Below are 19,500 nucleotides of genomic sequence, written 5' to 3'. Positions count from 1 at the left end.
CCGAATGGACATCCACGAAATACTCGAACACCTTCCGCATCGGTATCCGATTTTACTGGTCGACCGGGTTCTTGAAGTCATACCCGGTGAGCGCATCGTCGCCCTGAAGAACGTCAGCGTCAACGAGCCATTCTTCCCCGGCCATTATCCGCACCATCCGGTGATGCCGGGAGTGCTGATCGTCGAAGCTCTGGCGCAGGCCGCCGCCATCCTTTCCTTCAAGACGCTGGGCGGCAAGCCGGACGACAAATCCGTGTATTATTTCGTCGGCATTGACGGAGCCCGCTTCAAGCGCCCCGTCAGCCCCGGAGACCAGTTGATTCTGGAGGTGTCCATCCAGGCGAACAAGCGCGGTCTCTGGAAATTCGCGGCGCAAGCCAAGGTCGAGGATCAGGTCGCAGCCGAGGCCGAGCTCATGTGCACGGTGCGTACCATCGAATGAGCAACCCGCTAATTCATCCGACGGCCATCGTCCATCCGAATGCGCGTCTAGGCAGCAATGTTGCAGTTGGCGCTTATACGATCATCGGAGAACACGTCGAGATCGGCGACGACACCTGGATCGGACCGCATGTTGTCCTCAACGGACATACCCGCATCGGGAATGGCAATCGGATTTTTCAGTTTTGCTCGATCGGGGAGATGCCCCAGGATAAAAAATACGCCGGAGAGCCGACACAACTCGAGATCGGGGATCGCAATACCATCCGCGAATTCTGCACGTTCAACTGCGGTACCGCGCAAGACGTCGGAGTAACCCGGCTTGGATCTGACAACTGGATCATGGCCTATGTGCATCTGGCCCATGACTGCCAGATCGGCAACAACACCATCTTCGCCAATAATGCCCAGTTGGCCGGCCACGTCCATGTCGGCGATTTCGCGATACTGGGCGGGTTTACCGTAGTACACCAGTTCGTGCGCATCGGCGCCCACAGCATGACGGCGATGGGCAGCATCCTCCTGCAGGATCTGCCGCCATATGTCACGGCCGCCGGCAATACAGCCAAGCCCTTCGGCATCAATTCGGAAGGGCTCAAACGTCGTGGTTTCAGCAGTGACGCCATTGCAGCCCTCAAGCGATCCTATAAACATATCTATCGCTCCGGGGCGACTCTGGAAGAAGCGAGGTCGACGATATCCCGGGAAGCCGAGGCCCAGCCGGCGCTGGCCTTGCTTGCCGATTTTCTCGCCACGCCCGGCCGGGGCATCATCAGATAGGTTTCGTTCGTGTCAGGAAAGATCCGGATTGCGATGGTCGCCGGGGAGGCCTCAGGCGATTTGCTGGCCAGCCACCTCATCCAGGCCCTCAAGCGCCGTCTTCCGGACGCTGACTTTTACGGCATTGGCGGGCCGAAAATGCAGGCGGCCGGCTTCCAGGCGCAGTTTCCCTCGGAGAAACTCGCGGTGCGCGGCTATGCGGAAGTGCTCCGGCATTACCGCGAGATCACGGGCATCCGGCGGCAACTGCTGACCGGATTGCTTGCCGATCCGCCGCAGGCCTTCATCGGCGTCGACGCGCCGGATTTCAACCTCTTCCTCGAAAAGCGGCTGAAGGCGCGCGGCATCCCGGCCATTCACTACGTCAGCCCCTCCATCTGGGCCTGGCGCGGCGGCCGCATTCGCGGCATCGCCCAATCCGTGTCGCATATGCTGGCCTTGTTCCCCTTCGAAGAAGAAATCTACCGGCACAACAACATTCCGGTCAGCTACGTCGGCCATCCCCTGGCCGACGTCATCCCGCTCGAAGTGAATCGCCCGGCCTTGCGCGAGAAGCTCGGCATCCCGCAGGATCAACTGGTGTTTGCGCTGCTGCCCGGCAGCCGGCAGTCGGAACTGCAGTACCTGGCCGACACCTTCATCGAAACCGCCAAGCGCCTGAACCAGCGCTTTCCGCATGCGCGCTTCCTCGTGCCGCTGGCCACACGCGAAACGCGGGACATGTTCGAACTGGCGCTCTACCGCTTGTCGGCCCAGGACCTGCCGATCACGCGCCTGTTCGGCCATGCCCAGGATGCGATGGGCGTGGCGGACGGCGTGCTGGTCGCCAGCGGAACGGCCACCCTCGAGGCGGCCCTCCTGCAAAAACCGATGGTCATCGCCTATCGCATGTCGCCCTGGTCCTGGCGACTCATGCGCCGCATGAAGTATCAGCCCTGGGTGGGACTGCCGAACATCCTGTCAGGGCGCTTCGTCGTGCCGGAATTCCTGCAGGACGATGCAACGCCTGACAATCTGGCGCAAGCCTTGGGGAATCTGGTCGAAGATCAGGAAACCTGCCGCCGCATTGCCGCAACATTCGACCGACTGCACCAGCAACTGAGGTTGAATTCGGCGGAGCGGGCTGCCGACGCGATCCTGCCCTACCTGAACGGGACGGAAGCATGGGCCTCGGCGCCGCAGGCAGTCTGATTTGCGGCGTCGACGAGGCGGGCAGGGGCCCGTTGGCCGGTCCGGTCTATGCCGCCGCCGTCATCCTCGATCCGGCGAATCCCGTCGAGGGGCTGGCCGACTCCAAAAAGCTCAGCGAGAAAGCCCGCGACAGGCTCGCGCCGCTGATCCGCGAGCGCGCCCTGTCCTGGGCAGTCGCGAGTGCTTCAGTTGAGGAAATAGATGCCCTGAACATCCTGCAGGCCACGCTGCTGGCCATGCGCCGCGCCGTCGAGGCGCTGGGCCTGCAGCCCGAGGAAGTCCTGGTCGACGGCGCGCACTGCCCGCGAATAGCGTTGCCCGTCAGGGCAGTGGTGAAGGGCGACAACACCGTAGCCGCCATTTCCGCCGCCTCGATATTGGCGAAGACGGCGCGCGATGCGGAGATGCTTCGTCTGCATGTTCAGTACCCCCAGTACGGCCTCGATCGGCACAAAGGGTATCCAACGGCCGCACACCTCGCGGCCCTGCGGGAACATGGGGTAATCAGCATCTACCGCCGCAGCTATGCCCCAGTACGGAACTTGCTCAAGCAGTCCTGAAGCCCAATTCCATCATCAGGTTCTGCCAGGATCGGCGTTCGCGTGCGGGAGCGACCAAGGAACGCCGCCGCTTTACTGCCGCTCCAAGGCGAGACAGGAACCTGCGATTGCCCATGATCTGCTCCAGCATCCTGGCAAGACAGGCATCGTCGCCTACCGGGAAATAGGCCGGGTACTCTTCGCCGAGAAGTCCGCGATTGCCGGGGATATCCGATGCGATCACGGGCACACCTACGGCGACCGCCTCCGAAACCACATGCGCACCGCCCTCCATTTTCGAACTGATCACCATGACGTGACTGCGAGACAACAGACGCATCGATGCCCAGTGGGGCAGCTCACCGACCCAACGGTAACGCGGCTCGTTGCGCATGTGCCGGTTTGCTTCGCGGCCAAACTCCGGCGCAAGTGACTGTCCGGCCTGGACAACCTCGATTTTCGCATCGGGCAGCAGACGGATCGCTTTGACAGCGCAAAACGGATCTTTTTCCTCGCGCAAATGGCCAAGGACACAAACGCGGAATGTGCGAACTGGAGGGCAAGGAGCGAGGGATGTCCTGACCGACTGATAAATAACGCGTGTCTTGCGTCGCTGTTCCGGCGTCAATTCCGCAAGGGCATCCTCCTGCAGCACGACCAGCCGGGTTGCCATGTTCAAGGATGCCGCGGCAGCCACATCCTCGTGGATATCTCGGTAGAGATCGGTGCCGGTCAACGCCAGTACGGCCGGAAGGTCAGGGTGATGTTTGCGGAAGGCGCTCAGATCACGATGGCTTTTGCGCGCATGAAGGGCGATTAGCAGATCGCAAGGCTGGCCATCCCATCGCGTCAGGACCGAGACACGACAGCCGAGATCGCGCAGGATCCGTGCCCAGCGTACCGCGGTATTGCGGTTGCCGGCCCGAGAACCGGCCGGGGCTGGAGTAACGATGACGACTTTGGCCACAGGCATGAGATTGTCACTATACTTTTGAACCACGATGAAGAAAATTACTTCCCGCGACAATGCCACCTTCAGGCAGCTTAGGCTGCTTGCGGAATCCTCGCGTGAAAGACGCAAGCAGGGCAAGACCGTACTAGACGGCATTCACCTGGTATCAGCCTGGATCGATCGCTTTGGCCCGCCAAGCCTGCTTGCCGTCAGCGAGAGTGGTGCGCAACAGGCCGAAGTAGTCGATTTCCTTGCGTTGCATCCGAAAACCGTGGCGCAAGTGTTCAGCGACGCCCTGTTCAGGGAAGTCAGTCCCGTCATCACGCCGACCGGCATTCTCGCCGTGGTTCCCATTCCGCACCCGCCTTCGTCTGAAACGGGAAAGGGCTCCTGCGTCCTTCTTGAAGCCATACAGGATGTCGGCAACCTGGGCTCGATCTTGCGCTCCGCTGCAGCGGCCGGGATCGTCGACATTTTTCTTGGCCCCGGCTGTGCCCAGGCCTGGTCTCCACGGGTCCTCCGCGCGGCCATGGGGGCTCATTTCCAGTTGCGAATTCACGAACATGCCACGCTGGCTGAGGTTATCAGCAATTTCAACGGGACCAGCGTGTCCACCCGGCTCGACGCGGCTGCCACGATCTTCGAACTCGACCTGGCCGGGCCTGTGGCGTGGGTGTTCGGCAATGAAGGAAGCGGGCTGACGGCGGACATGGCCGTCTTGACTCACCAAGCTGCTCGCATTCCCATGCCAGGAAAGTCCGAATCGCTCAATGTTGCGGCGGCGGCCTCGATCTGCCTGTTCGAGGAAGTACGCCAGAAACTGTCCGCGCGCGTCCCTCAGAACACGTGACGATCGAGCTTGACTTCCTGCATGATCGTCGCAGCGATTTCCTCGATGGATTTCGTTGTTGAGTCCATCCAGCGCACGCCTTCCCGCTGCATCAGCTTCTGAGCCTCCTGGATTTCAAACCGGCAGTTGGCCAGGGAGGCATACTTGCTGTCGGGTCGCCGCTCCGTACGTATCTGGTGCAGCCGCTCCGGCGTAATGGTCAGGCCAAAAAGCTTGTCGCGATGACGATAGAGCACCTCTGGCAGCCTCTTTCGCTCAAAATCCTCTGGAATCAATGGGTAATTCGCGGCACGGATGCCGAACTGCAGGGCCAGGTACAGGCTTGTGGGTGTCTTGCCGCTGCGCGAAACGCCGACCAAAATCACCTCGGCCTTGTCCAGATTCTGATCGGAGGCGCCATCATCATGCGCCAGAGTGAAGTTCACTGCCTCGATCCGATTGGTGTAATCCTGGCTGCTGGCCTGACCATGAGAACGGCCGATGGTGTGTGAGGATTTCGCCCCCAACTCGTCTTCAAGCGGCACGATAAAAGTTTCAAAGAAGTCGAGGAAAAGCGCATCGGCTTCGCTCAGCAGCTTTCCGATATTGGGATCCATCAATGTCGTGATGACAATCGGACGAGTCCCATCGCGTTTTGCGGCTTGCTGGATTTGCATCAGGCAGTCCTGCGCCTGGGCCAAGGTGGAAACGAAGGGAATCCGCACCTGGCGAAAGCGGATACCTTCGAATTGCGTGAGCAGGCTGTGTCCCAACGTTTCCGCGGTGATGCCGGTGCCGTCTGAAATGAAGAAGACGGTTCGGGCTTGTCCTTCCGGCATTGGCAAATCCCCAGACGATAAAAGCGGTAAAATTTGTATTTTATAGCCCTTGGCACTCTGGAAAGCGTGAAATGAGTCAATACGTAATCGCGTTCGACGCCCTGCGCATGAACGACGTCGATAAAGTGGGTGGCAAAAATGCCTCCTTAGGCGAAATGATCAGCCAACTCGCCCACTTGGGCGTGCGGGTTCCCGGCGGCTTCGCCACGACGGCCCAGGCCTATCGGGATTTCCTGATGCATCAGGGCCTGGATCGGCGCATCAATGCCTTGCTCGACAGCCTGAACGTCGATGATGTCGAGGTATTGGCCGCGACCGGAGCCAAGATCCGCGGCTGGATTGCCGATCAGCCCTTTCCGGAGCAGCTCGAACAGGAAATCAAGACGCATTACCAAGCACTGGCCGGAAGCGGGGCGGCGGATGCCTCCTTTGCCGTCCGCTCAAGCGCCACGGCAGAAGACCTGCCGGATGCCTCCTTCGCCGGGCAGCAGGAAACCTTCCTCAACATCCACGGCCTGGACAATGTGCTCCATGCCGTCAAGCACGTCTTCGCGTCGCTGTACAACGATCGCGCCATCGCCTACCGCGTGCACAAGAGTTTCCATCATGCCGATGTCGCCCTGTCCGCGGGAATCCAGCGCATGGTGAGAAGCGACGTCGGGGCGGCCGGTGTCATCTTCACCCTGGACACGGAGTCGGGTTTCCGCGATGTCGTTTTCGTGACGGCTTCATACGGTCTTGGTGAAACCGTCGTCCAGGGTGCGGTCAACCCCGACGAGTTCTATGTGCACAAGCCCAAGCTCGCCGAAGGGCGCCCGGCCATCATCCGCCGCAACCTGGGTTCGAAGCTGATCAAGATGGAGTTCGCCGACGCCAAGCAGGCGGGCCGCTCGACCCGCACGACAGACGTCGCCGAGTCCGACCGCAACCGCTTCGCCCTCACCGATGCTGACGTGCTGGAACTGGCCCGCTATGCCGTCACCATCGAGCAGCACTACGGCCGGCCGATGGACATCGAGTGGGGAAGGGACGGCAACGACGGCAAGCTCTACATCCTGCAGGCGCGGCCGGAAACCGTGAAGGCGGGCGAGAGCCAGCACGTCCTGCAGCGCTACCGCCTGAAGCAGCATTCGAAGGTGATCGTTTCCGGACGCGCCATCGGCCAGAAGATCGCCACCGGCCCGGTGCGCATCATTCCCGACGCTTCGCAGATGTCCAAGGTGCAGCCGGGCGACATCCTCGTCACGGACATGACCGACCCGAACTGGGAACCCGTCATGAAGCGCGCAGCGGCGATCGTCACCAACCGCGGCGGCCGCACCTGCCACGCCGCCATTATCGCGCGCGAGCTGGGCATCCCCGCCGTGGTCGGCTGCGGCAACGCGACCTCATCCATAACGGAGGGCGAATCGGTCACCGTCTCCTGCGCCGAAGGCGATACCGGCTACATCTACCGCGGCATCCTCGACTTCGAGGTGACGACGCAGGAACTGGGCAACCTGCCCAAGCTGCCGGTGAAGATCGCCATGAACGTCGGCAATCCCGAGCTGGCCTTCGAGTTCCAGGGCATTCCCAACGCCGGCGTCGGCCTGGCGCGCATCGAATTCATCATCAACAACGTCATCGGCATCCATCCCAAGGCGATCCTGGAGCTGGATCGCGTGCCGGCCGGCCTGCGCGACGAGATCAATCGCCGTTCGCGCGGCTACGCCAGCCCTAAGGATTTCTTCATCGAAAAGCTGGCCGAGGGCGTGTCGACCATCGCCGCCGCCTTCTGGCCGAAGCCGGTCATCGTCCGCCTGTCCGACTTCAAGTCGAACGAATACCGCAAGCTGCTGGGCGGCGAGATCTACGAGCCGGAGGAGGAAAACCCGATGCTCGGCTTCCGCGGTGCCTCGCGCTACGTCGCGCCGTCATTCCGCGACTGCTTCGAGCTGGAATGCCGCGCCCTGAGAAAGGTGCGCGACGACATGGGCCTGACCAACGTCGAGATCATGGTGCCGTTCACCCGCACCGTGGAGGAAGCGAAGGGGGTGGTCGGCCTCCTGGCGACGAACGGACTCAAGCGTGGCGAGAACGGGCTGCGCCTGATCATGATGTGCGAGATTCCCTCGAACGCCCTGCTGGCGGAGCAGTTCCTCCAGCACTTCGACGGTTTCTCGATCGGTTCCAACGATCTGACCCAGCTCACGCTGGGCCTGGATCGCGATTCCGGTCTGGTCGCCAACCTGTTCGACGAACGCGATGCCGCCGTGAAATCCCTGCTCAGCATGGCCATCAAGACCTGCCGCCGGCTGGATAAATACGTCGGCATCTGCGGCCAGGGCCCGTCGGACCACATCGACTTCGCCGAATGGCTGATGGATGAGGGCATCGTGACGATTTCGCTCAATCCTGATACGGTGGTGGATACCTGGATGCGGCTGGGCGCGCATCTGGCGCAGCAAGGCAAGTAGGCAACCTACAAGGAGGCGGCATGCAACCCGAGTGGTGGCATTGGGCGGTACTGGGCATCGGGCTGATCATCGCGGAACTCGCCATTCCGGCGTTCTTCATCGTCTGGTTCGGCCTGGGCGCGCTGTTGGTGTCGCTCGTGCTGCTGGTGGCGCCTTCCCTCAGCCTCACCACACAGTTGCTGACGTGGACGCTCGCCTCGGTGGCGATGGTCGTGCTCTGGTTCCGCATCTTCAAGCCCGGCATGCACAAGACGCGAATCGGCATGTCCGACTCGAACATCGTCGGCGAGGTCGGCATGCTGATCCGCGACGTGGCACCCTTCCAGAAAGGGCAGGTGCGCTTTCAGAAGCCGCTGGTCGGCTCAGAGGTGTGGGAATGCATTTCCGATGAATCGATCAAGTCCGGCGAGCGCGTCCGGGTGCTCGGCATCGAGGGCAGTTTTCTCAAAGTAGGCAAGGCCTGAGGGGGAGTCATGAGCGCAGGATTTATCGTTGTCGTAGCGGTACTGGTTTTCGCCTTGGTCACGGTCTGGAAGGGCGTGCGCATCGTGCCGCAGGGCGAAGAATGGATCGTCGAACGCCTGGGAAAGTACAACGGCACGCTGCATCCGGGCCTCAACATCGTTGTTCCCTATATCGACCGCATCGCCTACAAAGTAGTGACCAAGGACATCATTCTCGACGTGCAGGAACAGGAAGTCATCACCAAGGACAACGCGGTGATCCTCACCAATGCCATCGCCTTCATCAAGGTCACCGATCCGGTCAAGGCCGTTTACGGCGTAGTGGACTTCGCCGAAGCCATCCGCAACCTCATCATGACGACCCTGCGTTCGATTACCGGCGAGATGGAACTCGACCAGGCACTGTCCTCCCGCGACAAGATCAAGGTGCGCCTGCGCGAGAGTATTGCGGATGAGGCAGTTGACTGGGGGCTGACGGTGAAGTCGGTGGAAATCCAGGATATCAAGCCTTCAGCCTCGATGCAGAAGGCCATGGAGATGCAAGCCTCCGCAGAACGCGAAAGGAAGGCCATGGTCACGCGGGCCGAAGGGGAAAAGCAGTCGATGATCCTGCAGGCTGAGGCGCGCGTCGAATCCGCGCGTCGCGATGCGGAAGCACAGGTCACGCTGGCAGAGGCTTCGTCTGAGGCAATCAAGCGGGTCGCCCAGGCGATCGGTGACCGAGACACGCCGATGCTCTACCTGCTGGGGGAGAAGTACATCACCTCGATCACCCGCTTGGCCGACTCGGAGAACGCCAAGATGATTGTCCTGCCGGCGGACGTTCAGGAAGCCGTGCGCGGGGTGCTGGGCAGGTTCAAGGCCTGATCAGGCCTTCACCCGCATCAGGCGCTGCTTCTCGCGCTCCCAATCGCGCTTCTTCTCGGTTTCACGCTTGTCATGCTGTTTTTTGCCGTGGGCCAGCCCGATGGCGATCTTCACGCGTCCTTTGGCGTAATGCAGATCGAGGGGAACCAGGGCATAGCCGGCGCGCTCGACCTTGCCGATCAGCTTGCTGATCTCTTCGGCATGCAGCAACAGCTTGCGCGTGCGCACCGGATCGGGATGGATATGAGTCGAGGCCGTTGGCAGCGGGCTGATATGGCACCCGATGAGGAAAACCTCCTCGCCGCGCAAAATCACATAAGCCTCCTTCAACTGCACCCGTCCGGCGCGGATCGCCTTGACTTCCCAGCCCTCCAGGACCAGGCCCGCCTCGAAGCGCTCCTCGATGAAGTAGTCATGGAAGGCCTTCTTGTTGTCGACAATGCTCATGATGGCTTTTGCGCTAGAATTCGCAGGATTCTATAGCATGTGGCGATCATGGCCGAAGTCAGGAAGTCCGTCCTGATCGAATACAGCGCCGGACAGATGTTCCGCCTCGTCGATCAGGTGGAGGATTATCCCCGGTTCCTGCCGTGGTGCGGCGGCACGGAGTTGATTCATCGCGACGAATCCAAGACGGTTGCGACACTGCACATCAACTACCACGGGATCAAGGCGGATTTCTCCACCGAGAACGACAAGGAAGCTCCTCATTTCATGAAGATCAACCTGCGGCACGGCCCCTTCGAGCACCTCGACGGTTGCTGGCATTTCAAGCCCCTCGGCGAAACGGCCTGCAAGGTCGAATTCCAGCTTCATTATGAATTTTCCAGCAAACTGCTGGAGAAGGCCCTGGGGCCGGTTTTCCACCATATTGCCAACACCTTCGTTGACTCGTTCGTAAAGCGGGCGGGGCAGATCTATCCTCAAAATGGCTGAATCCGAATCGCTGTTGATCGAAATTGCCTTTGCCCTGCCGCACAGGCAGGAACTGGTGCATGTACAGCTGCCCGCCGGCAGCACCGTCCAGCAGGCTATTGAAGCTTCAGGATTGATGCAGAAGTATTCCGAGATCGACCTAAAAAGAAACAAGGTCGGCGTTTTCGGCAAACTGAGCAAACTCGACGCGCCGCTGCGGGATCGCGACCGCGTCGAGATTTATCGGCCTCTGATCGCCGATCCGAAGGAAGTCCGCAAAAAGCGTGCGGACGAGGGCAAGGCGATGAAGAAGGGCGGGGGAGACCTGGAAGAAGGCTAGGGCGAGCCTATTTGCACCAGGACTGAACGGATTTCCTGGCTTTTTCGATCTCCTGGGCCCGCATTTCGTCGTCCAGCGGAATGCGCTCCCCTGTCGAATCAATCCGGCTCATGCGCTGGCCGGACTCCAGCGCATTGAGCTGGTTTCTGGCGTCGTCGCAATTACGCCTGTTGTCTTCCGCGGTGCTCCTTTCCTCCGCCGCCTTGGCTCGCGTCTTTTCCGCCTCAGCCTGACGTTTGCGGAATTCCGCCTCTTGCTCAGCCAGGCTGCGTCCGGCGGCACCGGATGTCTGCGCAGAGTCGGACTGTACTCCTGCACGCATTCGCTTGGCATCGACACCCGGCGGCGGGGTATCCGAGTAATGGACCTTCCCGCTGGCATCGCGCCACGTATAAACCTGGGCTGAAGCAGCAGTCGCCAGACAGGCCAGGATCAACAGGGTTATTGCGCGCATTACCTTCACCTCCGTTTGCCGCCAAAAGGCCACCTGCGTATAATACGGATTTGGAACTGAGGTTGAAAGCCATGCGAGTGATAACCAAGGCACTCACATTCGACGACGTCCTGCTCGTCCCCGCGCACTCCACCATCCTTCCCCGCGATGTCAGCCTGGCGACCCAGGTATCGCGCAACATCCGCCTGAACATCCCGCTGGTGTCGGCGGCCATGGACACCGTGACAGAGGCGCGCCTCGCGATCGCCTTGGCGCAGGAAGGCGGTATCGGCATCGTGCACAAGAATCTGCCACCCCGTGCCCAAGCCGCAGAAGTGGCCAAGGTCAAGCGTTTCGAGTCAGGGGTGCTGAAGGATCCGATTACTATCCCGCCCGACATGCCAGTGCGGGAAGTGCTGGCCCTGACCCGGCAGCACAAGATATCGGGCCTGCCGGTGGTCGAAGGAAACAAGGTTGTCGGTATCGTCACCAACCGCGATCTGCGTTTCGAGACCAAGCTCGACCAGCCGGTGCGCAATATCATGACCCCGCGCGAACGCCTCGTTACCGTGAAGGAAGGCTGCAATCCGGAAGACGCCAAGGCACTGATGCACAAGCACCGGCTCGAGCGAGTGCTCGTCATCAACGGCGACTTCGAGCTGCGCGGCCTGATCACCGTGAAGGACATCCTCAAGTCCACCGAGCACCCTTCCGCCTGCAAGGATAACTTTGGACGCCTACGGGTCGGTGCGGCCATCGGCGTCGGTCCCGGCACGGAAGAACGCGCAGAACTGCTGGTTGAGGCCGGCGTCGACCTGATCGTAGTCGATACCGCACACGGTCATTCACAGGGTGTGCTTGACCGCGTCAAGTGGGTCAAGACGCATTTCCCCCGGGTGGATGTTGTCGGCGGCAATATTGCCACCGCCAATGCGGCGCGCGCCCTCGTCGATCACGGCGCCGACGGCGTCAAGGTCGGCATCGGCCCCGGTTCGATCTGCACCACCCGCATCGTCGCCGGTGTCGGCGTGCCCCAAATAACGGCAATCGACAGCGTCGCCACTGCGCTGCGTGATTCAGGGGTTCCTCTCATCGCCGACGGCGGCATCCGCTATTCCGGGGACATCTCCAAAGCCATTGCCGCCGGCGCCTATGCCGTCATGCTGGGCGGCCTGTTCGCCGGTACCGAGGAAGCGCCCGGCGAGATCGAGCTGTTCCAAGGCCGTTCCTACAAGTCCTACCGCGGCATGGGCTCCCTCGGCGCCATGCAGCAGGGGGCGGCCGACCGCTATTTCCAGGAAGCCGACGCCAATGTCGAGAAGCTCGTGCCGGAGGGCATCGAGGGACGCGTGCCCTACAAGGGGCCGGTCGGCGCCGTGATCCATCAGCTGATGGGCGGGCTGCGCGCCAGCATGGGCTATGTCGGATCGAACGGCATCGACGAGATGCGCAGCCGCGCCGAGTTCGTCGAGATCACCTCAGCAGGCGTGCGCGAATCGCATGTCCATGACGTGCAGATCGTCAAGGAAGCGCCCAACTACCGCGTCGAATAGCGCCACGAGGCGCACCACCCATGCATAAAAAAATCCTGATTCTCGATTTCGGGGCGCAATACTCGCAGCTGATCGCACGCCGCGTGCGCGAGCAGCAGGTCTATTGCGAACTGCATCCCTACGACGTTTCGGAAGCCTTCATCCGCGAGTTCGCGCCTGTCGGCATCATCCTCTCCGGCGGACCGAACTCGGTGTATGAAGAAGAGGCCTATCGCGCCTCGCAGGCCGTCTTCGAGCTGGGCATACCGGTCCTGGGCATCTGCTACGGGATGCAGACCATGGCGGCACAACTGGGCGGCAAGGTGGAAGGGGCGAAGAAACGCGAGTTCGGCTATGCGGAAATCCGCGCCCGCGGCCACTCCAGGCTGCTGGAAGGCATCCAGGACAGCGTCAATGCCGAAGGCCACGGCCTGCTCGACGTCTGGATGAGCCACGGCGACAAGGTCACCGAGCTGCCGCCGGGCTTCAAGGTCATCGCCAGCAACGAAGCGACGCCCATCGCCGGAATGGCCGACGAGTCACGCCGTTTCTACGGCGTTCAATTTCACCCGGAGGTCACCCACACCATCCAGGGCAAGGCCATCATCGCCCGTTTCGTGCTGGACATCTGCGGTTGCACGGGCGACTGGAACATGCCGGATTACATCGGCGAAGCCGTCGACAAGATCCGCGCCCAGGTCGGCAATGAGGAAGTCATCCTCGGCCTGTCGGGCGGCGTCGATTCGTCCGTTGCGGCAGCACTGATCCATCGCGCCATCGGCGACCAGCTCACCTGCGTTTTCGTGGACAACGGCCTGCTGCGCCTGAACGAGGCGGAGCAGGTTATGAAAACCTTCGCCCGCAGCCTCGGCGTCAAGGTCATTCATGTCGATGCCAGCGACCAGTTCCTCGGCCGGCTGGCCGGCGTCACGGAACCGGAGCAGAAACGCCGTATCATCGGGGCTGACTTTGTCGAGGTATTCCAGGCCGAGGCGAAAAAACTGCCGAAGGCCAAGTGGCTGGCGCAGGGCACCATCTACCCGGACGTGATCGAATCCGCCGGCGCCAAGACCAAGAAGGCCCACACCATCAAGTCGCATCACAACGTCGGCGGACTGCCGGAAACGCTGCATCTCAAGCTGCTGGAGCCGCTGCGCGAACTGTTCAAGGACGAGGTGCGCGAATTGGGCGTGGCGCTCGGACTGCCGCACGACATGGTGTATCGCCATCCCTTCCCGGGCCCCGGCCTGGGGGTGCGTATCCTCGGCGAGGTGAAGCGCGAATACGCCGATCTTCTGCGCCGCGCCGACGCCATCTTTATCGACGAACTGCGCGCGGCGGACTGGTACGAAAAGACCTCCCAGGCCTTTGCCGTCTTCCTGCCGGTGCGCTCGGTCGGCGTCATGGGCGACGGCCGCACCTACGAGAACGTGGTCGCCTTGCGCGCCGTGCAGACACAGGACTTCATGACTGCCCAATGGGCCGAACTGCCTTACGGTCTTCTGGCCAAGGTCTCCAACCGCATCATCAACGAGGTGCGCGGCATCAACCGCGTCGTCTACGACATCTCCGGCAAGCCGCCGGCGACCATCGAGTGGGAGTAGGGCGGTTCAGTCGAAGCGGTTGGATAGCCTGCCTACACCCTCGATCTCGATTTCCACCAGATCGCCTTCCTCGATCGGGCCGGCCCCCAGTGATGTGCCGCAGGCGATAACATCGCCCGGCATCAACGTCATGTCCTGGGACAGGCGGCTGACGATGGCGCGCGGCCTGAAGAACATGTCGGCCACGGGGTAGTTCTGCTTCTCCACACCGTTCACCAGTGTCCGGACGAAAAGGGTGTCAGGCTCGATGCCCGTGGCGATGGTCTGCCCGAAAGGCCCGAAGGTGTCGAAGCTCTTGGCGCGGCTCCATTGCGGAAAGCTCGGATCGCTGCGCAAGATTTGCCGGGCGGTGACGTCGTTCACGCAGGTGTAACCGAAAACATACTGGTCGGCTTCCGCCTCGCTGACATTCCGGCAGGGCTTGCCGATGACCACGCCCAGTTCCCCCTCGAAGACCACCGGGCCTGCGTAGCCCACAGGCCGCCGGATCGGCTCACCATGCGCCATGAAGCAGTTGTTCGTCTTGACGAACCAGAGGGGATGATCGGGGCGCTGCAGCTTTTCAAATTCCGCTCGAGCCGCAAAGTTGTTCCAGAGCCCCAGCATCTTGCTCGGCTGGCAGGGTGGCAGTAGGGTTACCGCATCCAGGGCCAGGCGCTCGCCGCTCGGGTTCGCGCCGGCAAACAGATCGCCCAAACAGACCTGGATGGTATCCTTGTCCACCATGCCGAAGCCGATCGAGCCTTGGTGTGCAAACCGCAACCAGCGCGCCATGATTTATCCTTCCTTGTGTCCACGAAACCGGGGCGTGACATGCCAATCGAATTGAATGCTACAGCACTCTTCATGGCAAGGGGAAGCCGTAAATGACCGAATCCGCAGCAATGGACGAGGGCTACATGACCGAAGCGCTGCGCTTGGCGCGTGAGGGCGGCGCGCTGGGGGAGGTGCCGGTCGGGGCCGTGGTGGTCAAGGACGGCGAAATCATCGGGCGCGGCTTCAACGCGCCGATTTCTCGTCAGGATCCGACCGCCCATGCCGAAATTGTCGCCCTGCGGGATGCTGCCCGCAAATTGGGAAATTACCGCCTGCCCGGCTGCGAGCTCTACGTCACTCTGGAACCCTGCGTCATGTGCGCCGGCGCCATCATCCACGCACGAATCGCCCGGGTGGTGTTCGGCGCGCGAGATCCCAAGACCGGGGCCAGTGGCAGTGTTGTGAATCTTTTTGGCGAGTCGCGCCTGAATTTTCATGCGATAGTGAAAGAAGGCGTGCTCGCCCAGGAGTGCGGCGCGCTCCTTACCGGATTCTTCGCTGCAAGGCGCGGCAGGACGGAAACCGCCTGAAATGAAGATCCGCGTCTCGCTCTCCCGCCAATCTCTCGAACTATTCGACGACTCGGGGAAACGCCTGCGTTCCTACACGGTCTCGACCTCCAAGATGGGGCCTGGGGAACAACGCGGCAGCTACCGTACGCCGCGCGGCCGCCATATCGTGCGTGCGAAAATCGGTGCAGGACAGCCCGAGAACGCCGTGTTCGTCCGAAGACGGCCGACAGGCGAAATCTATTCACGCGAACTTGCAGACAAGCATCCGGGGCGCGACTGGATCCTGACGCGCATCCTCTGGCTTTCCGGCTGCGAACCCGGCCGCAACCGATTGGGCGATGTCGACACCATGCGCCGCTTTGTCTACATCCATGGCACGCCCGACGGTACCGAGCTGGGCCAGCCCGGCTCGATCGGCTGCATCCGCATGCACAACCGGGATATTGTCGAGCTCTTCGACCTTGTTCCGGCGAGAACGGCGGTGGAGATTACCGAATAGCCGGTCCGGAAACGGCGAAAGCGAACTCGCGCCTCTCGCCTGGCGAGGCATCCGGCAGGAACCCCTGCTCGATGAAGCGAACCCTGCCGGATCGGTCTCTCAGCAGGACGGTGGCCGAACGCGTTCCATATTGAGGTGAACGGACAAAAGCTGCGGACAACAGCCGCTCCCACTCCAGGCTGACCCCGGTGCGCGGCAGCGCCTCGTCCGGCGCGATGCTGTCGTCGCGCAACAGGGCGAAAAGCAACGCTTCGTCGGGCAAGGCCTGAAGGGCGCCGCTCAGGGCCGACTTGCCCCGCGCAACCTTTGGCCAGGGTGTGTCGAGCAAATGGTTCGACAGGCCATACACGCCGGGCGCGAGCGCCTGTTCTCCTTCGCCACAATTCGAAAAGCACCATAGGCCATTCAGGTCGCCGAAGACAAGATTGAAGCCGTTGTAACGATGCGCGCTGGATTCGAGCTCCGACAAATAGTTCTCGGCAGGCTGGTCGTCTGCCAGGAAGCGACTAACCAGTCCGCCGCGCGTAGGTGCGCCCGTCTTGTTCCGCGCAGGATCACGATAGTTGGTCAGCGCGGCAAAGCGCCCGCTTCGGGTCACGCCCAGCCAGGTGCCGCCTGCCTCGAGATCGCGTCCAGCCAGAACGTCCGGCGCATCGCTCCAAAAGTCAGCCGCTGCAGTACGGCGGGAAAAGTACTCGTCGCGATTGGCCGCCACCACCAGGGGGTAGTCGGGGTGGGCCTGCCAGGCAAGCAGGATCAGGCACATGGCCTGTGACGGCTATTCGAGCGCGTAGGGCAGGGAGCGGAATTCCAGCCGCGGGCCGTCAGCGCTGCCCAGGCGCACATCGCCCGTTTCGGCACTCGACATCAGCATCGAGGCCAGCATCTCGCACCCCCCCGCAGGACTCGGCACGGCCTCGATGACTTTGCCGCACGACTGGTCCGGCAGATCGGGGCTGAAAAGATCCGTGCCGGGCAGGGGGCAGTTTCCCTGGACATGCGCGCGATAGGCGCGGCGCTTGACCTTGCCGAGATATTTCGTCCGCGCCACCACTTCCTGGCCGGGATAGCAGCCCTTGGTGAAACTGACGCCGCCGATCAACTCGAGGTTGGCCATTTGCGGCACAAACTCTTCCTGGGTGAAAGAAGTGATGTGCGGAATGCCCGCCGCAACCTCCAGCCAGCGCCAGGTTGTCGCGCCGGCCGGCGTCATCAGGGTAGCCAGCTGATCCCACATCCGGACAGCCGCGTCAGGCCGCAGCGCCAATTGGTAGCGGTGCGCGTCCAGACGGATGGCCGAACCGTCGGCGAAATGCGCCACATCGAACGGCGCAGCAGGAATTTCCAGTCCCAGAGCCTTAAGGGCGACTGCTGCCCCATCGCCGGCAATGCCGAGCAGGACGGTATCGACGCTCGCATCCGAGAGCTTCACTTTCGAGCGCAGAACATACATGCCGAGTTTCTTGAGGATCGCCGGCTTGATGTCGGTGGACAGCTGCAGCAGGTAATCGTTGTTCTCGCGCCAGATCAGAAAGTCGGCCAGGAGGCGCCCCTTCGGGCTGCAGAACCCGCATCGTTCGGCATGATTTCGTCCGAGGTGCTGGATGTCGTTGGAAAGCAGATTGTGCAGGAATGTCGCGGCATCTTCGCCGGTCGCCCGGATCAGACCGAACTGAGTCAGGGGCGCTAGCACGGTGCCAGATTCGGCAGCTGCAAGCTCAGACTTGGCATCGCCGAAATCAAGCACCTGGCCAGCTTCAAAGCGCGCGCCACGGGTTGCGAGGAAGTTCTGCCAGTTCGAATTCATGTTGTCTTCGTCAGATTGGGGGTGGGTTATTATATCTTTTTGCGGACCTGCCCCTTTTCAATCCCTGTCCGATAATGCGCTGGATGTTTCGCCTGTTCGGCTTGATGTTTGCCGTAGCGCTCCTCTTTGTTGGCTGGATGGGGTATTTCGCCATCTCGCCGATCTTGTTAAAAAACAGCCCGCTCGACTTCACGATCAAGGCGGGCAGCCCCCTGCGCAGCGCCTCGCGCCAGATCGAGGAGGCTGGCTTCTCGATGCCGGCCTGGCAATTCACCTTGCTTGGGCGTGCCTTGGGCAAGGCTGCAGAGATCAAGGCAGGCAGCTATGAGGTTTCCCGGGGCATCACCCCATTGCAGTTGCTGGAAAAACTGACGCGGGGCGACGTCACCCAGGCGGAAGTCGTATTCCTGGAAGGATGGACGTTCCGGCAGATGCGATCCGCCCTCGATGCCCATCCGGATATCCGCCATGACACGGCTGGCTGGACGGAAAGTCAGATCATGGACAGGCTGGGCATAGAAGGACCGGCCGAGGGCCGTTTTTTTCCGGACACCTATCTCTTCGCCAAGGGGTCGGGCGACATCGACATACTCAGGCGATCGCATCGACAGCTGAACCAGATACTGCAGGCTGAATGGGCAGGCCGCGAGACCGGCCTGCCCTACGCATCAGCGTATGAAGCCCTGATCCTGGCTTCGATCGTGGAAAAGGAAACCGGACAATCCCGGGACCGCACGCAAATCGCCTCCGTTTTCCTCAACCGGCTGAAAAGGGGGATGTTGCTGCAGACCGATCCCTCGGTCATCTATGGCCTGGGCGATAAGTTCGACGGCAATCTGCGCAAGCGCGACCTACTGGCGGATGGCCCCTACAATACCTACACGCGGCCCGGCCTGCCGCCGACACCCATCGCCATGCCCGGACTGGCCTCGATCCAGGCGGTACTGCATCCTGCAAGAACCGAGATGCTGTATTTCGTCGCGCGCGGCGACGGCTCCAGCCAGTTTTCCCGCACTCTGGACGAGCACAACCGGGCCGTGGCGAAATACCAATTGCGAAAAGGGAATTGAATGCGCGGCAAATTCATCACTCTGGAAGGCATCGACGGAGCAGGAAAGAGCACCCATCATGCCTGGCTCATCGATTTTCTGAAGCACCAGGGCAGGGAAATCGTCGCAACCCGTGAGCCCGGCGGGACGCCGCTTGGGGAAAAACTGCGCGCCTTGCTGCTGTCCGAACCCATGCATATCGAAACGGAGGCGTTGCTGATGTTTGCCGCTCGGCGGGAGCATCTGGACAAGTTGATCCTGCCGGCCTTGGCAGCGGGGAAATGGGTGGTTTCAGACCGCTTTGCCGATGCCTCCTATGCCTACCAAGGCGGAGGAAGGGGGCTGGCTCCGGAGAAAATCATGGCGCTGGAAAGCTGGGTCCAGGCCGGCTTCCAACCTGATCTCACGATTGTTTTCGACCTGCCCCCCGAAATCGCCTGCGGGCGATTGGCAAAAACCGGAAATGCACCTGATCGTTTCGAGAAGGAAACGCAGGAATTCTTCGAACGCGTCAGAGACACATATTTGCAACGGGCAGGCGCCGAACCAGATCGCATCAAGGTGATCGACTCCAGGAAAAGCATACCCGAAATACAGAAATCACTTGAACTAATAATTGCAACATTATAATTATA

The 19,500-nt window shown here is 61.5% G+C and carries 22 protein-coding genes and 1 pseudogene; 16 read left to right on the top strand and 7 right to left on the bottom strand.

Annotated features, from left to right (window positions below):
* The first annotated feature begins 4 nt into the window (after positions 1-4).
* Genes fabZ through rnhB form a run of 4 tightly spaced genes read left to right on the top strand, consistent with a single transcriptional unit; the run spans position 5 to position 2,972 of the window.
* Entirely contained in the window at positions 5-442 is a 438-nt protein-coding gene (gene fabZ, locus ROZ00_05720) for a 3-hydroxyacyl-ACP dehydratase FabZ (protein ID MDT3735701.1), read from the top strand.
* Positions 439-1,221: an acyl-ACP--UDP-N-acetylglucosamine O-acyltransferase gene (gene lpxA / locus ROZ00_05715; GenBank protein MDT3735700.1), complete on the top strand. Its 783-nt coding sequence runs from the start codon at positions 439-441 to the stop codon at positions 1,219-1,221. The genes fabZ and lpxA overlap by 4 nt, the downstream gene beginning before the upstream one ends.
* Positions 1,222-1,230: 9 nt before the next feature.
* Positions 1,231-2,412: a lipid-A-disaccharide synthase gene (lpxB, locus tag ROZ00_05710; protein MDT3735699.1), complete on the top strand. Its 1,182-nt coding sequence runs from the start codon at positions 1,231-1,233 to the stop codon at positions 2,410-2,412.
* Positions 2,385-2,972, top strand: coding sequence for a ribonuclease HII (rnhB, locus tag ROZ00_05705; GenBank protein MDT3735698.1), 588 nt, complete (start codon positions 2,385-2,387; stop codon positions 2,970-2,972). Before lpxB ends, rnhB begins: the two co-directional genes overlap by 28 nt.
* On the opposite strand, the gene senB is transcribed toward rnhB, so the two are convergent.
* Positions 2,959-3,924 (bottom strand): selenoneine biosynthesis selenosugar synthase SenB, encoded by a 966-nt coding sequence (gene senB / locus ROZ00_05700; protein MDT3735697.1) that lies wholly within the window; start codon positions 3,922-3,924, stop codon positions 2,959-2,961. The genes rnhB and senB overlap by 14 nt on opposite strands.
* A 28-nt stretch (positions 3,925-3,952) precedes the next feature.
* Between senB and ROZ00_05695 the strand changes: the two genes are divergently transcribed.
* Entirely contained in the window at positions 3,953-4,753 is an 801-nt protein-coding gene (locus tag ROZ00_05695) for an RNA methyltransferase (GenBank protein ID MDT3735696.1), read from the top strand.
* Here the strand turns inward: ROZ00_05695 and ROZ00_05690 are convergent.
* Positions 4,741-5,571 (bottom strand): pyruvate, water dikinase regulatory protein, encoded by an 831-nt coding sequence (locus ROZ00_05690; protein MDT3735695.1) that lies wholly within the window; start codon positions 5,569-5,571, stop codon positions 4,741-4,743. The genes ROZ00_05695 and ROZ00_05690 overlap by 13 nt on opposite strands.
* A 71-nt stretch (positions 5,572-5,642) precedes the next feature.
* On the opposite strand from ROZ00_05690, the gene ppsA reads away from it, so the two are divergent.
* Genes ppsA through ROZ00_05675 form a run of 3 tightly spaced genes read left to right on the top strand, consistent with a single transcriptional unit; the run spans position 5,643 to position 9,358 of the window.
* Complete coding sequence (gene ppsA / locus ROZ00_05685; GenBank protein ID MDT3735694.1) at positions 5,643-8,027, top strand: phosphoenolpyruvate synthase; 2,385 nt, start codon at positions 5,643-5,645, stop codon at positions 8,025-8,027.
* Positions 8,028-8,047: 20 nt separating this feature from the next.
* Positions 8,048-8,491, top strand: coding sequence for an NfeD family protein (locus ROZ00_05680; GenBank protein ID MDT3735693.1), 444 nt, complete (start codon positions 8,048-8,050; stop codon positions 8,489-8,491).
* 9 nt (positions 8,492-8,500) lie between these two features.
* Positions 8,501-9,358, top strand: coding sequence for an SPFH domain-containing protein (locus ROZ00_05675; protein ID MDT3735692.1), 858 nt, complete (start codon positions 8,501-8,503; stop codon positions 9,356-9,358).
* On the opposite strand, the pseudogene smpB reads toward ROZ00_05675, so the two are convergent.
* Positions 9,359-9,811: pseudogene (smpB, locus tag ROZ00_05670) on the bottom strand (SsrA-binding protein SmpB).
* 42 nt (positions 9,812-9,853) lie between these two features.
* Here smpB and ROZ00_05665 point away from each other — a divergent pair.
* Both ROZ00_05665 and ROZ00_05660 read left to right on the top strand, forming a co-directional pair.
* On the top strand, positions 9,854-10,294 hold the full coding sequence (locus tag ROZ00_05665) for a type II toxin-antitoxin system RatA family toxin (GenBank protein ID MDT3735691.1): 441 nt from the start codon (positions 9,854-9,856) through the stop codon (positions 10,292-10,294).
* Complete coding sequence (locus tag ROZ00_05660; protein ID MDT3735690.1) at positions 10,287-10,613, top strand: RnfH family protein; 327 nt, start codon at positions 10,287-10,289, stop codon at positions 10,611-10,613. The genes ROZ00_05665 and ROZ00_05660 overlap by 8 nt, the downstream gene beginning before the upstream one ends.
* A 7-nt stretch (positions 10,614-10,620) precedes the next feature.
* On the opposite strand, the gene ROZ00_05655 is transcribed toward ROZ00_05660, so the two are convergent.
* A complete protein-coding gene (locus ROZ00_05655) occupies positions 10,621-11,067 on the bottom strand; it encodes a DUF4124 domain-containing protein (GenBank protein ID MDT3735689.1) in 447 nt (148 codons plus the stop codon).
* Positions 11,068-11,138: 71 nt separating this feature from the next.
* Between ROZ00_05655 and guaB the strand changes: the two genes are divergently transcribed.
* Entirely contained in the window at positions 11,139-12,599 is a 1,461-nt protein-coding gene (guaB, locus tag ROZ00_05650; protein ID MDT3735688.1) for an IMP dehydrogenase, read from the top strand.
* Between the two features lie 20 nt (positions 12,600-12,619).
* Positions 12,620-14,182, top strand: a complete 1,563-nt coding sequence (guaA, locus tag ROZ00_05645) for a glutamine-hydrolyzing GMP synthase (GenBank protein ID MDT3735687.1) — start codon at positions 12,620-12,622, stop codon at positions 14,180-14,182.
* Positions 14,183-14,188: 6 nt separating this feature from the next.
* Here the strand turns inward: guaA and ROZ00_05640 are convergent, their stop codons facing one another.
* Complete coding sequence (locus ROZ00_05640; protein MDT3735686.1) at positions 14,189-14,956, bottom strand: fumarylacetoacetate hydrolase family protein; 768 nt, start codon at positions 14,954-14,956, stop codon at positions 14,189-14,191.
* Between the two features lie 92 nt (positions 14,957-15,048).
* On the opposite strand from ROZ00_05640, the gene tadA reads away from it, so the two are divergent.
* On the top strand, positions 15,049-15,528 hold the full coding sequence (tadA, locus tag ROZ00_05635) for a tRNA adenosine(34) deaminase TadA (GenBank protein MDT3735685.1): 480 nt from the start codon (positions 15,049-15,051) through the stop codon (positions 15,526-15,528).
* A gap of 1 nt (position 15,529) precedes the next feature.
* Positions 15,530-16,009, top strand: a complete 480-nt coding sequence (locus ROZ00_05630; GenBank protein ID MDT3735684.1) for a L,D-transpeptidase — start codon at positions 15,530-15,532, stop codon at positions 16,007-16,009.
* Here the strand turns inward: ROZ00_05630 and ROZ00_05625 are convergent.
* Positions 15,999-16,775, bottom strand: coding sequence for an NRDE family protein (locus ROZ00_05625; protein MDT3735683.1), 777 nt, complete (start codon positions 16,773-16,775; stop codon positions 15,999-16,001). The two genes, ROZ00_05630 and ROZ00_05625, sit on opposite strands and share 11 nt — an antisense overlap.
* A gap of 12 nt (positions 16,776-16,787) precedes the next feature.
* Positions 16,788-17,816, bottom strand: coding sequence for a folate-binding protein YgfZ (locus tag ROZ00_05620; GenBank protein MDT3735682.1), 1,029 nt, complete (start codon positions 17,814-17,816; stop codon positions 16,788-16,790).
* 83 nt (positions 17,817-17,899) lie between these two features.
* On the opposite strand from ROZ00_05620, the gene mltG reads away from it, so the two are divergent.
* Entirely contained in the window at positions 17,900-18,886 is a 987-nt protein-coding gene (gene mltG / locus ROZ00_05615; GenBank protein MDT3735681.1) for an endolytic transglycosylase MltG, read from the top strand.
* Positions 18,887-19,495, top strand: a complete 609-nt coding sequence (gene tmk / locus ROZ00_05610) for a dTMP kinase (GenBank protein ID MDT3735680.1) — start codon at positions 18,887-18,889, stop codon at positions 19,493-19,495.
* Positions 19,496-19,500 lie beyond the last annotated feature (5 nt).

Source organism: Denitratisoma sp. (genome assembly GCA_032027165.1).
Taxonomy (GTDB): Bacteria; Pseudomonadota; Gammaproteobacteria; order Burkholderiales; family Rhodocyclaceae; genus Desulfobacillus.
Note: the sequence above shows the minus strand (reverse complement) of the source record. Positions and strands in the feature narration are given on the sequence as shown.